This window comes from Bacillus sp. FJAT-47783, from assembly GCF_022808615.1.
Classification (GTDB): domain Bacteria; phylum Bacillota; class Bacilli; order Bacillales; family Aeribacillaceae; genus Bacillus_BZ.
Genome location: NZ_JAKZKS010000002.1, coordinates 150,418 through 163,086 on the forward strand (window position 1 = coordinate 150,418; position 12,669 = coordinate 163,086).

Genomic DNA, 12,669 nt, shown 5'->3' on the forward strand with positions numbered 1-12,669 from the left:
AAAATACTCAACTAATCATGCTTCTATTAATGCTCCTATTAATGTAAGTGCCGTCATGAGTAAGAATAAATAAAAGTAGCGGATATAAACAGTTTTGTTAATAGGAGTTTTTAGAAACAGTTTTCTATAAATCATTACAGTTAGTTGAAAAGCCAATGCACCACTAATGATGGTTGACGGGACTTCAAATATCCCATGTGGGGCAACTCTTTCGATAAGTGCCAAAAAACTATTGGCGTGAATGGAATGTATAATATGAAAACCACTAACAAATCCATTAATTAACAATATCAAAGCTGTTGGAATACAAAGTAAAATTCCTCCTGAGATAATAAGTAAGTTTATCCTATAGTTATGCATAAATATTACATGCCAATCTTTTAAATTTTCATTATCTATTAATGTACCAAAATCTAACTGCAGGATACCAAAAATACTTATACTAAAACCCATACCTATAAAATAAAACAAAATTGACATGAACCAGCTAAATCTTTTGTTTTTAACAATAGTTAGCATGTTAATACTCCCTTTTTAAACGAGGTGGGACAAGGTCCTCAGCCCCTATCTCCTTATCCCACCATCGCCAATTACCATTTAGCAAATTTTTTTACTCCCCATCGTCTAATTAGCTTAACTATTAGTCCACGTCCTAAAGTTGTTAAGAAAGCAAATAAGGGCCCCCCTGCTGCCATTAATCCAACGATAGTTAATGCTTGGGAAATGCTTGCACCATAAAGTAACACATTGGCCAATTGGACGAGGGTTGCATATTTAACACCAGTCCAAGCTACTTTTCCATATAGTTCAAATACTAAACCTTGGCTTCCAATAAAAACTAGAATTACAGCTAACAAAATAGTTGACCATGTAAGTAATTCTTTTCTATTAAATACAAGAGCTACTTTTTATCACCTCCTTTCTAGAAAGAATTGTCTAAAATTTCTTTAAAAAAATCAATATAATTTTTGGGTATTTTTTAAATGATTTCCAAAATATGATTCATCACCAAAAGTCGGGGGTGACAAATTATCACCCAGTTTCTGGGGGCCTGTCCAACGGATTGAAAATAAACATCCTCATCTTGGGAATTGTATCCTGACAATCACTGAATTTCATTATTTTCCTTTTAATGAGTTGAATTTGTACGCTTTATAAGCGTTTTTTAAGGTTTTATCCTTGTTTATGCGGCATTTTCCCGTTCTTGGGCGAATTCTCCCTTTTATATAGAATGTTTTCCTGAGTTTCTATTTGAATTTTTACGTGAACTGAAAGTCCCAGTGGTATACCCATAAAACCACAGTTTAGTAACATTGCAGGATGATATACTTCTTCTCCATGATTTGAATACTGATTCGTGATCTCGATCTCAGATAAATCAAGATGATCAAAGGTATCTCACAAGTCGTACGAGATGACTCTCAGGGATCCAGTCCCTTAAATAGGTTAGGAATAGTTCTCACTCATTCAGATGAAGAAAATATGTTTCTTGGTGTAACTCAAAATGTAGTGTTGTATAATGTTAAAGTTCTCAATAGTGATGGGAGAGGTAATATTGAAAGCATGAGGTGTCTTTATGAAGAAAGTAAGAGGATGGAAAAGAAGAGTTAGACAACTAGAAAGATGGACGAAAGATAATTTGAAATTTGATACAGGATTATTATATGACATTGGTTATGACTACATAAAATTATTTAGTTTACCTGAAGGTGATGTTCCAAATTGGTATAAAAAAATAGTTGCTAACAACTTATACGAAGTGTTTACTTCTTGGGATAGACAGGCTCAAAAAGAACTTGATAATAAATTTTTGCTTAGTTTAATTATTTCAGAGAAAGATATTATGCAATCACAAGTATTGATAGCCATCGATGACAGGATTGACTTTTACCTTGAACAAAGAAAATTTTCAAAAGAAGACAATAGAAGACCAAATTGGTTATTTAATGAAGACTGGCAACCATATTTATCTTGCATACCCCTGTTGGAAGAGGAACTAGAAGAATGTGATTTATTAAATCTAAGAATTGTTGATAAAAAACAAGTAATTGATTATGAGGGAAATAATACTTTTGAATATTTAATAGAAGATGGAGTATTTTGGACTTTAAATTCTCAGAGAACTTGACTACGAATGTAGATTAGTTATTGATCTGAATTCTACTGATCGATCCTGCCTTTAATATTTTCAGATTTTTTAAATTTAAGGGCTTGTCCCAAAAAAATAAAGCAAATGAAGATAATCAAGTTTTTCACTTCATCTGTTTTTTCTTAGTACTAGTAAGTATATCTTGCCCCCTAAAGAAGTTAATGGTAACGCTAGGGATTATAGCTTTGGCTCAAGAATCAATTTTAATCCTCACATACATATGTTTGTGACATGGGAGGCATGAAAGAAAGCGGTTATATTCGAAGAAATGTGAGTATAGAGGAAAAAAAGAGAATACAGTCACTCTTACAAAAGGCCTTTCCCACTATTGGGGAAGGCTTCTATGTGTATGTACCCAAAAAGAAAGGAAAAAGTAGAGAGCAATGACAGTATATTGGACGTTATATTCATTGGCCTGTCATTGCGTGACGGCGGATTGAGAAATATGATGATCAAACTCGTGAATGTTTTCGCAAATTGTATTATCATAAAGTAGAAAATAAGAAAAATTGGGGTCGTAATATGATTTACATCGGTTTGACAGGATGGGGCGATCATGATTCACTCTACCGGTCGGATTTGCCTTCAGTGTATAAATTAAAAGAATATGCTGCACATTTTCCGGTTGTCGAAGTGGATGCAACGTTTTATGCCATTCAACCTGAACGAAATATTCGAAAATGGATTCAAGATACACCGGAATCGTTTCAATTTGTCGTAAAAGCATATCAAGGGATGACGGGGCATACACGAGGAACGAATCCTTATGCCACTCGAGAAGAAATGTTTGCTTCGTTTAAACAAATGCTAGCACCATTTATCGAAGCGAAAAAACTCGCAATGGTTCTGTTTCAATTTCCACCATGGTTTGACTGTAAACGAGAAAATGTCGAGTACTTACGGTATTGTAAAGCTGCAATGGGTGATACACCGTGTGCATTAGAATTTCGTCATCAATCATGGTTTGAGGTGAAATATCGAGCACATACGCTTTCCTTTATGAAAGAGGAAAAGTGGATACATAGTATATGTGATGAGCCACAAGCAGGGAGCGGTTCGGTTCCAACAGTTTTACAATGTACGGATTCTTCGAAAACACTCATCCGCATGCATGGACGAAATGTTCATGGATGGTTAAAACCTAGTGAGGGAAATTGGCGGGATGTACGCTATTTGTATCGGTACAGTAAACAAGAGCTTAAAGAATGGCAAACGAATATAAACTTGTTAAAACACAAGTCAAAAGATATTTACGTGCTTTTCAATAATAACTCTGGCGGGGATGCGGCTGATAATGCGAAGCAATTTATCGAGTTAATGGAAATTCAATACGAAGGGTTAGCACCGAAGCAGTTAGATTTGTTTGAGCTCGATTAAAATAAGCTTAAAGCTCCAGCTGCCCTGCGTCCAGTGGAAAACGTTATGTACCTTTCTATTTTCACAAAGGAAGATTGTTTTTAACTAAGGGAGGAATCTGGTCGTGACCTTTTTGGTGATTAAGTCTTGAGCCAAACAGAAAAACGGTTGCGAACCATTAATAAAAGGAGCCTACATCATGGAGTGGATTTTGTTAGTGTTAGTTGGTTTATTAGCCGGGACTTTTGGGAGTTTGCTCGGCCTTGGTGGGGGAATCATTGTAGTTCCAGCTTTGCTTTTTCTAACTCCGTATTTACCAATTTTACAAGGGTTAACGCCGCAAGTTGCGGTTGGAACATCATTAGTCGTCATCATCTTTACAGGATTATCATCAACGCTTGCTTATATGAAATATGAAAAAGTAGATTATAAAAGTGGATTTCTTCTATTTATTGGGAGTGGACCTGGTGCACTTATAGGCTCTTGGGTGAATAAAAGTTTAAATCATGATTCTTTTTCTGTATACTTCGGACTATTTATGATTGGCTGTTCGATATTATTGTTTTTTAAAGATCGTATGAAACCGAAACAAAAAGATCGGTCGAGTGGTTATGTACGGTCATACATAAATGATAAAGGAGAAACGTATACATACGGATTTCATCCAGTTTTTGGGGCGATCATAGCTTTTGGCGTTGGCTTTTTGTCAGGCTTGTTCGGAATTGGTGGCGGATCGTTAATGGTTCCTGCTATGATTATGCTCTTTTTATTCCCGCCGCATATCGCTGTTGCAACATCAATGTTTATTATCTTTCTTTCATCCATTGTAAGCTCAGTTACTCATATTACTTTAGGGAATGTGAATTGGGTATACGCACTATTGCTGATTCCAGGTGCTTGGTTTGGCGGCAAATGGGGGGCAAAAATTAATCAGCGACTAAAAAGTAAGCAAATCATTCAATTGCTACGGATTATTTTGGTTATTGTCGGTGTTCGACTTATTATTCAAGGTTTAGCATAATGCCTTAAGGAGAGGGAGACTATGTTTCAGACTATCCATATTTACCATACAAATGATCTACATAGTCATTTTGAAAATTGGCCACAAATTGCAACATATTTAAAAAAACAAAGGTTAGATAATCTAGAAAATGGGGATGAATGTTATCTTTTTGATATTGGCGACCATGTCGATCGGTTTCACCCATTAACAGAATCAACCTCAGGGAAGGCAAATATAGAACTTCTTAATCAGTTGAAATATGATGCTGTTACAATTGGAAATAATGAAGGAATTACGTTATCACATGAAGATTTAGACGGATTGTACGATGAAGCAGTATTCCCAGTCATTGTATCCAATCTTTATGACAAAGATGGAAATCGACCGAAGTGGGTAAAGCCGTATCACATTTTGGAAACGAACAGCGGGCTGAAGATTGCGGTTTTAGGTGTTACAGTCTACTACGAAAAGTTTTATGAATTGCTCGAATGGAAGATTACGAATCCATTTGAGAGTGTAAAATCTGTTCTAGATGAAATACGAGATGAAGCAGATTTGATCATTTTAATGTCTCACTTAGGAATTTCCGATGATGAATGGATGGCTGAAACTTTTCCTGAGATTGATATTATTTTAGGGGGCCATACGCATCATGTTCTTCCTCATGGGAAGAGAATAAACGACTGTACACTAGCATGTGCTGGAAAATATGGTCAATGGGTTGGACATATTGAAATCTCAATTCAACAAAAGACGAAAAAAATTCATCAAGTACAAGTAGAACTCATTGAAACGAATGAACTTCATCAAGACGAAAATACTGTTCAATGGTTAACAAAAGCAACTAATATAGCTGAAAATGTATTAAATGAAGTCGTTGTTCAGTTAGATGAGCCTCTTATTGTTGATTGGTTTGCAGACTCATCTTTTGTCAAGCTTCTTGCTACTGGATTAAAAGAGTGGTGTCAAGGAGAAATCGCGATGGTCAACGCAGGAGTATTGCTTGAGTCGTTACCAAAAGGGGGAGTGACAAAAGGAGATATTCATCGAATTTGTCCGCATCCAATCAACCCTTGTCTCGTGAAAATAAAAGGGGATCAACTAAAAGAAGTTATTTTACAAGCTCGAACGAAAACAATGGAGCAATTCAAATTAAAAGGTCTTGGCTTTCGTGGTAAAATTATGGGAAGAATGGTTTTTGATGGAGTGGAAATTGATGCGAAAAGGCTTGAAGATGGGGAAGAACATATTCAACATATTCGTATTAACGGACAACCAATCGATTTAGACCGAGTATACTGTGTTGCGACGATTGACATGTTTACATTAGGTCCGCTTTATCCTGAAATAAGTCATATTAGTGAGAAAACATATTTTATGCCTGAAATGCTTCGCGATGTATTGGAGTGGAAGCTGAAACAAATGAGCCGGTTATGATATTGCCGCCGATTCGCGTGACTCATTTTTAAATTGGGCATGCTTTTAACATCACTCTTTCCTTTTCCTTTCATAAAGTGAAATAGGAAAGGAGTGTTCTTAATTATGGTGACAATGACACCCATTCAAATAGATCATCATCAATTTACAGCTGTTACGATACAGTTACCTAAAACAAATTTTATGGCTATCATGAGTGAAAAAGGGTACATTATGTGTGGAGCTTTAGATGTGGCTTTACTAAATGAAAAGCTAAAAGACCGTGGTATTATTGCCGGTCGAGCTGTCGGCGTTCGCACCATTGAACAGTTATTAGAAGCTCCATTAGAGTCGATAACATATGAAGCAGAGAAATTAGGAATATATCCAGGAATGAAAGGGAAGGACGCTTTGCTTAAAATGGTGTAATGGTTTCTTTTAATAATGATAAATAAAGGCAATCGATGAATCGCCGATTGCGTCACATCCTTCCTCTAACCTCTCACCTCGATGAGTGATAACAAATCCAGTTTGTTCAAAAGGTAACATAGTTTGAGAAAACAGCCGTAAAAATAAATTTCTTATGCGTACATCCCCCCTTTCTTGCATACATATAGCAAGGAAAGGGGGATTTTGTCATGTTTAAAAATTCTAAACGTCTTGCGAAAAAAGGTCCCCTTCCATTCCGTTACGTGTTTTTATTAACATTTGTATTTTTTATATTTTCAACGGCAGGCGGACTTTGGGTTATTAATAGTGGGATTGAACCGACTTTAATTCAAGTTGCAGAAACGGAAACAAAACGGATTGCCACACTTGTCATTAACAATGCAATAAGTAAACATATTAATGATGAAATCGATGTCAATAAGCTTGTTGTTGTTGAAAAGGATGAGAATGGGAAAGTTTCAACGTATGATTTTAACGCACAAATGGTCAACCGAGTAAACGCTCAAATTACACAAAAAGTTCAACGAAATTTAAGGGAGGCTGAGAAAGGAAATATTGATATTTTAGACATACCAGAAATTGATGTAAAGACTGAAGGAGAGCCGGAAGAAGAAGGAATTATTTATTATATTCCACTTGGGCAAGCAACTAATAATGCATTATTAGGAAACTTGGGACCACGAGTACCCGTACGTTTTTACGTGATCGGCAGTGTTGATTCAAATGTAGAAAAATCAATTGTCGATTACGGAATTAATAGCGTTTTTATAGAGATCTCTGTGCACGTTAAAGTAGATGTACAAGTGGTGATCCCGTTTGCAACTTCCATCACAACAGTAGAAAATACGATTCCAATTGCTTATAAAGGGGTTCAAGGAGATGTTCCGGAATTTTACAATGGAAGTGGTGACTCAAGTCCATCGATTGAAATACCTACAAATTAATAGTTGAAAAAACGATCATCTGTTGATAAAATTTACTTATATACAAATGAATATTTACCTTATCACACTGATGAGGTAGAGGTGCGGAAAATAAGAGTAAACAATGTGAGGATGACAACGATGACCATTGGTGAAAGGATTTTTCGCCGAAGCACAAAAAGACGTCAAGCTTTTTCTGCTGGGGTTACCTTGAATAAGGGTAACACTGTCATTATAGGAAATACCTATAATGGAGGGCTACTGATCGTGATGGAGGATAACATACAATTCGCATTCTAGCGGGTAATGATGGTTATTTTCTATCGTTATCCGCTTTTTTGTACTCTTTAATCCTCTCTTTCGTTCTGTTATTTTCTTTCTCGAAAGATGCCCTCCAAAAAATTGGAGGAGGTCTTTGTCTATGGTAGGTACAATTTTTTCTATTATTCCACCGATCATCGCCATTGTGATGGTACTACTTACTCGCCGAGTTTTATTATCGTTAGGTGTTGGTATTATCTCGGCAGCACTTATTATTAATGAATTTTCCCCAGTAAATTCGATTGCCACGATATGGAATGCATTTAAAGACGTGTTTTGGGCAGACGGAGAATTAAATACTTGGAATGTTTATATTTTACTATTCTTACTAATTCTAGGGGTTATAACGGCTTTAATTTCGATTTCAGGCGGTAGTCGTGCATTCGGTGAATGGGCCTCGAAACGAGTGAAAACACGGGTAGGTGCCCAAGTGACAGCTGCGATATTAGGTATTATGATTTTTATTGATGATTATTTTAATGCATTAGCAGTTGGTCAAGTGGCTCGCCCTATTACAGATCGTCAAAAAGTATCGAGAGCGAAATTAGCCTATATTATTGACTCTACTTCTGCACCAGTATGCGTCATTTCCCCTATCTCGAGTTGGGGTGCTTATATTATTGCAGTTATCGGATCGATATTAGCTGCTCATCAAGTGAGTGAATATACTGCTTTATCAGCATTTGTCATGATGATTCCGATGAACTTTTACGTCTTTGCGGCACTCATTCTCGTTTTTGCTGTAGCGTATTTTAATATTAATATTGGTAGTATGAAGGTGCATGAGACACGTGCGCAAACGACAGGGATAGTCGTTGACCCGGATAAAGAGCCAATTGGTGAAGTGAAAGATGAATTGCCTGTTAGTGATAAAGGGACGGTTGGAAACCTATTATGGCCAATCATCGCCCTAATTGTTGGAACCGTTTCTGCAATGATTTGGACAGGTGCTCAAGCTGTTGAAGGAAACGCAACAATCTTTGCTATTTTTGAAAATACAGATGTATCGAAATCCTTGTTTTATGGTGGTATTTTTGGTTTAGTCGTCACACTTATTTTATATGGAATAAGAGGAATGAAAGGAAGCTACTTACCGAAAGGGTTTAGCGAAGGGATGAAATCGATGCTTCCAGCGATTTATATCCTAATATTCGCTTGGGCGATTGTTGACTTAATCGGCCAACTAGAAACTGGCACGTATTTAGCGGGTCTTGTACAACAAACAGAATTAAATCTTGCTTATCTTCCAGCGATTTTATTCGTTTTATCTGCTTTTATGGCGTTTGCCACTGGTACGTCATGGGGAACATTTGGCATTATGCTACCGATAGCTGGTGATTTAGCTGCTGCGGCCGACATTAGCTTGCTATTGCCAGCGATGGCTGCCGTTTTAGGTGGTTCTGTATTGGGAGACCATTGCTCACCGATTTCGGATACGACCATTTTATCGTCTACTGGAGCCGGAAGTCATCATATTGACCATGTTGTGACACAATTACCTTATGCGATAATGGGAGGAATTGTTGCAACGTTAAGTTTCCTTGCACTTGGCTTAACAGGAAGTGTTACAATAGGATTTATTACGATGCTCGTTGTAGTCGCTGTTTTATTAGCCTTTTTCGTTAAGCAAGGGCAATTGAAAATAAATGTAGAAGAAACAAAAGCATAAGTATTTGTTCAAAATGGGTGGAGCGTTGTCATTTGAGAATGACAAATACGTTTTAAAAGAAAAAGGAGCTGGTTCAATAGTAATCAGCTCCTTTTTTCTGTTTTTGATTATTGCCCCATGTTTTTTTAAAATTATTAGAAAATAACTTGAATGTTCCTTTGGGGATAAGGGGAAACATTTTCTTTATAAAACAATACGGGGTAAGGGAGAACAGGGAGCGTATTCAAACGCAAATAAGTAATTACTGTAAAAAAATGAAAAAATCCTAAAATATATGATCAAAAAATAGAAACATTATCATATTAGAATACTATTTCCTATAAAATAGTTTTGACATAGGCGCATTGTCCATATATACTTATTTATAGATTATATAAAATAATCAGAAAATAATAAAAGTTCCGATTGTTCCCTCTATTTGGGCGTGATTGGAAAATCATGAGGAGGTCAATGTATGGAAAACCGTCCACAATGGGGTACTAGAGCCGGATTTATTTTAGCAGCTGTTGGATCGGCGGTTGGTTTAGGGAATATTTGGAGATTCCCAGCTACTGCTTATGAAAATGGTGGTGGAGCATTCTTTTTACCGTACTTATTCGCTTTATTAACCGCAGGTATTCCAATATTAATTCTTGAGTTCACGATGGGTCATAAGTATCGAGGTTCAGCACCAACAACATTTTCCAGGATTGGCAAAGGGACAGAGTGGATCGGATGGTGGCAAGTAGCGATTCCATTTGTCATTGCCACGTATTATTCCGTCATTATTGCGTGGGCGATTTCTTTTGCAGGCTTTAGTTTTAATTTAAGTTGGGGTGATGATACTTCAGGATTCTTATTTGGAGAGTATTTGAAACTAGCTGAAGCACCAGGTCAACTTGGAAGCATTGTACCAAGTGTTTTCATTCCTCTGATATTTGTGTGGATTATTACACTTGGTGTGTTAATAGCAGGTGTTAAAAAAGGAATTGAAGTTGCGAACAAAATCTTTATACCTACCCTTGTTATCATGTTTTTAATTATTGTCATTCGTTCTGTTACATTAGAAGGGGCTGTAGAAGGATTAAATACGTTCTTTAAACCTGATTGGAGCCAAATCGCAAACGGCCAAGTTTGGGTAGCGGCTTACGGACAAATTTTCTTTAGTTTATCGATTGCTTTTGCCATTATGATTACGTATTCTAGTTATTTACCGAAGAAATCAGATATTACAAACAACGCTTTTATTACAGGGTTCAGTAACTCTGCTTTTGAATTATTAGCTGGTATCGGGGTATTTAGTGCACTAGGCTTTATGGCTGCTCAACAAGGAGTTCCGGTTGATGAAGTTGTCTCTGCTGGTGTCGGCTTAGCATTCGTTGTATTCCCTGAAATTATTAATACGCTTCCTGCATTTAATGGGTTATTTGGATTTTTATTCTTTGCCTGTCTTGTTTTAGCTGGTTTATCATCACTCCTTTCGATTTTAGAAACGTTCGTTGCAGGGGTTCAAGAAAAATTTAACATTTCTCGTACAAAATCAGTCTTGTTTGGTGGAGGTTTAGCTTCATTAGTATCAATTTTATATTCTACACAAGGTGGCCTATATTTCTTAGATGTCGTTGATTATTTCATTAACCAATTTGGAGTAGCTCTTGCTGGATTATTTGAAGTCATTGCTATTGCTTGGTTTGCAAGAGAGCTTAAAAATTTACAAAAACATGCGGATGATGTTTCTGACATTAAGCTTGGAGCGTGGTGGAGAATTTGCTTAAGCATCATCACACCAGTCGTATTAGGATATATGATGTTTGATAACTTACGTACAAACTTAACATCTGAATACGGTGATTATCCACGTGAATTTATCTTTAATTTTGGATGGACTGTTGCCATTGGAGCAATCTTAATCGGAGTTTTATTCTCGATGAAGAAAAATTCTAACCAAACAAGCATTTCTTATGATAAGGAGGTATCATAATGAGTGCAGGTGCAATAACGATGATGGTAGTCGGAATGGTCATTATATGGGGAGGCTTGGCAGCTAGTGTTGCTAATGCTGTTAAGAAAGCGCGTCAAGCAAAATAAAAGCATGCCTTGTTAATTTTCAGAAAATTTAGACCTATATCCTTGTTAAAGGGGTACAGGTCTTCTTTGTAATACACTAGAGTTGTAGTAAATGGAGTCTTCGATGTCTTAGCGAAAGCTACCTATCGCTTCGATTCAAATGCATGACGCCTTAGAGGAAAAAAGCGCCTTTTCGCCGTAAGAACATTTTTGTTTACGGATGATCAGGCGCTTTTCTTTTTCTTATTTTTGCCGTTCTTGTCTTTCCCATAGTCGTAAATGTGGGTATGGATCAAAAGACCATTCCGTTCGACCGTTATCTTTGTACATTCCGTAATGTAAATGAGGTGGGAATTTACCAGCAGTTCCTGGTGGACCGTAGCCTGAACTTCCGACAGATCCAATCATTTGGCCAGGCTGAACAATTTGTCCAACATGTAGATCTTTTGCAAAACCATTTAAATGGGCGAAATAATGGTACGTATTGTTTATGTCACGAATTCCGATCCGCCAACCTCCGTAGCGATTCCATCCTTTCATCTCAACGATTCCATAGCTTGTTGCACGAACAGGTACCCCGTAACTAGCGAAAATATCGGTTCCTTCATGAATTCTTCTGCCACCCCATCCCCTTGCATCTCCCCAAGTACTTCGGTAACTATAATTGGCACGTAATGGAACAGGAAAGGCGTGGTCATTTAAATTTAAATGGCCAAAATGGCGATATATTTTTAAATGACCCATAATGATCCCGACTGATTTATCGCGGTGGTAATAATTCCATAGTGCAATCCTGATATTTTCCATATCGATTCCGTAGGACTGAATGTAGTGAGCAAATGAAAATAAAATGTCTTCATCATCTTCTTGGCTGGCCTTTCCATCCCCATTTCCATCTTTGCCGATACCACCAAAAATTTCAATGCTAACAGGGTTATCGTCTTGAATTTTTGGGTTAGAAGCACCAGCCCATTTCTCCGGTGGAATATAAATACCAATAACACCTTTTTCTCTTGGAATGTCTTTTCGCGCTCTTCGAACATTTCGTTCGTATTGATCAATCGCAGCAAATACATACCAAGGAATTTGCGTGATCGTCTCGACTTTTTTATATAAACTTAGACGTTCATAATTTTTCTTTTTCTCATCTTCTATTGAATTAGCTGCACTTATAGGTTGAGCCAAGAAAGTAAACAGTAAGATAAAAACGAATAACCATTTTGTAAGCACTTGTTTAACTCCTTTCCGACTATTTCATACTTTTAGTTTGGTGAAAGGAGGGATTATCATTATTAGCAAATGTTAGTAATTTAGCAAAATCCTTATCCTTGTCCAA

11 protein-coding genes, 2 pseudogenes and 1 riboswitch are annotated in these 12,669 nt (G+C 36.8%); of the genes and pseudogenes, 10 read left to right on the plus strand and 3 right to left on the minus strand.

What is annotated here, in order from left to right; genetic code table 11:
• Window positions 1–15 precede the first annotated feature (15 nt).
• Both MLD65_RS03125 and MLD65_RS03130 read right to left on the minus strand, forming a co-directional pair.
• Complete coding sequence (locus MLD65_RS03125; RefSeq protein ID WP_243290408.1) at window positions 16–519, minus strand: stage II sporulation protein M; 504 nt, start codon at window positions 517–519, stop codon at window positions 16–18.
• A gap of 71 nt (window positions 520–590) precedes the next feature.
• Window positions 591–881: pseudogene (locus MLD65_RS03130) on the minus strand (putative cyclic bacteriocin); the annotation flags it as partial.
• Between the two features lie 695 nt (window positions 882–1,576).
• Here MLD65_RS03130 and MLD65_RS03135 point away from each other — a divergent pair.
• The 10 genes and pseudogenes from MLD65_RS03135 (at window position 1,577) to MLD65_RS03175 (ending at window position 11,354) form a co-directional block, all read left to right on the plus strand.
• Window positions 1,577–2,128 carry a hypothetical protein gene (locus MLD65_RS03135; RefSeq protein WP_243290410.1) on the plus strand — a complete coding sequence of 184 codons (552 nt, stop codon included), beginning with the start codon at window positions 1,577–1,579 and terminating at the stop codon, window positions 2,126–2,128.
• A 199-nt stretch (window positions 2,129–2,327) separates the two neighbouring features.
• Window positions 2,328–2,575: pseudogene (locus MLD65_RS18335) on the plus strand (IS91 family transposase); the annotation flags it as partial.
• 96 nt (window positions 2,576–2,671) lie between these two features.
• Entirely contained in the window at window positions 2,672–3,526 is an 855-nt protein-coding gene (locus MLD65_RS03140; RefSeq protein ID WP_243290411.1) for a DUF72 domain-containing protein, read from the plus strand.
• Between the two features lie 178 nt (window positions 3,527–3,704).
• Window positions 3,705–4,526 (plus strand): sulfite exporter TauE/SafE family protein, encoded by an 822-nt coding sequence (locus MLD65_RS03145; protein WP_243290412.1) that lies wholly within the window; start codon window positions 3,705–3,707, stop codon window positions 4,524–4,526.
• A 21-nt stretch (window positions 4,527–4,547) separates the two neighbouring features.
• Entirely contained in the window at window positions 4,548–5,945 is a 1,398-nt protein-coding gene (locus MLD65_RS03150) for a bifunctional metallophosphatase/5'-nucleotidase (protein WP_243290413.1), read from the plus strand.
• A 105-nt stretch (window positions 5,946–6,050) separates the two neighbouring features.
• Entirely contained in the window at window positions 6,051–6,353 is a 303-nt protein-coding gene (locus MLD65_RS03155) for a YunC family protein (RefSeq protein ID WP_243290414.1), read from the plus strand.
• Window positions 6,354–6,562: 209 nt separating this feature from the next.
• Complete coding sequence (gene yunB / locus MLD65_RS03160; protein ID WP_243290415.1) at window positions 6,563–7,318, plus strand: sporulation protein YunB; 756 nt, start codon at window positions 6,563–6,565, stop codon at window positions 7,316–7,318.
• 68 nt (window positions 7,319–7,386) lie between these two features.
• Window positions 7,387–7,566: riboswitch (Lysine riboswitch) on the plus strand.
• 152 nt (window positions 7,567–7,718) lie between these two features.
• Window positions 7,719–9,287: a Na+/H+ antiporter NhaC family protein gene (locus MLD65_RS03165; protein WP_243290416.1), complete on the plus strand. Its 1,569-nt coding sequence runs from the start codon at window positions 7,719–7,721 to the stop codon at window positions 9,285–9,287.
• Between the two features lie 454 nt (window positions 9,288–9,741).
• Complete coding sequence (locus tag MLD65_RS03170) at window positions 9,742–11,247, plus strand: sodium-dependent transporter (RefSeq protein WP_243290417.1); 1,506 nt, start codon at window positions 9,742–9,744, stop codon at window positions 11,245–11,247.
• Entirely contained in the window at window positions 11,247–11,354 is a 108-nt protein-coding gene (locus MLD65_RS03175) for a methionine/alanine import family NSS transporter small subunit (RefSeq protein ID WP_243290418.1), read from the plus strand. The genes MLD65_RS03170 and MLD65_RS03175 overlap by 1 nt, the downstream gene beginning before the upstream one ends.
• A gap of 222 nt (window positions 11,355–11,576) precedes the next feature.
• Here the strand turns inward: MLD65_RS03175 and MLD65_RS03180 are convergent, their stop codons facing one another.
• Window positions 11,577–12,518, minus strand: a complete 942-nt coding sequence (locus MLD65_RS03180) for a M23 family metallopeptidase (protein ID WP_243290524.1) — start codon at window positions 12,516–12,518, stop codon at window positions 11,577–11,579.
• Between the last annotated feature and the right edge of the window lie 151 nt (window positions 12,519–12,669).

What these genes read in the sequence shown, in the direction of transcription:
- MLD65_RS03125 (WP_243290408.1), bottom strand. Translation starts at nt 519, where the DNA reads ATGCTAACTATTGTTAAAAACAAAAGATTTAGCTGGTTCATGTCAATT.
- MLD65_RS03135 (WP_243290410.1), top strand. Translation starts at nt 1,577, where the DNA reads ATGAAGAAAGTAAGAGGATGGAAAAGAAGAGTTAGACAACTAGAAAGA.
- MLD65_RS03140 (WP_243290411.1), top strand. Translation starts at nt 2,672, where the DNA reads ATGATTTACATCGGTTTGACAGGATGGGGCGATCATGATTCACTCTAC.
- MLD65_RS03145 (WP_243290412.1), top strand. Translation starts at nt 3,705, where the DNA reads ATGGAGTGGATTTTGTTAGTGTTAGTTGGTTTATTAGCCGGGACTTTT.
- MLD65_RS03150 (WP_243290413.1), top strand. Translation starts at nt 4,548, where the DNA reads ATGTTTCAGACTATCCATATTTACCATACAAATGATCTACATAGTCAT.
- MLD65_RS03155 (WP_243290414.1), top strand. Translation starts at nt 6,051, where the DNA reads ATGGTGACAATGACACCCATTCAAATAGATCATCATCAATTTACAGCT.
- yunB (WP_243290415.1), top strand. Translation starts at nt 6,563, where the DNA reads ATGTTTAAAAATTCTAAACGTCTTGCGAAAAAAGGTCCCCTTCCATTC.
- MLD65_RS03165 (WP_243290416.1), top strand. Translation starts at nt 7,719, where the DNA reads ATGGTAGGTACAATTTTTTCTATTATTCCACCGATCATCGCCATTGTG.
- MLD65_RS03170 (WP_243290417.1), top strand. Translation starts at nt 9,742, where the DNA reads ATGGAAAACCGTCCACAATGGGGTACTAGAGCCGGATTTATTTTAGCA.
- MLD65_RS03175 (WP_243290418.1), top strand. Translation starts at nt 11,247, where the DNA reads ATGAGTGCAGGTGCAATAACGATGATGGTAGTCGGAATGGTCATTATA.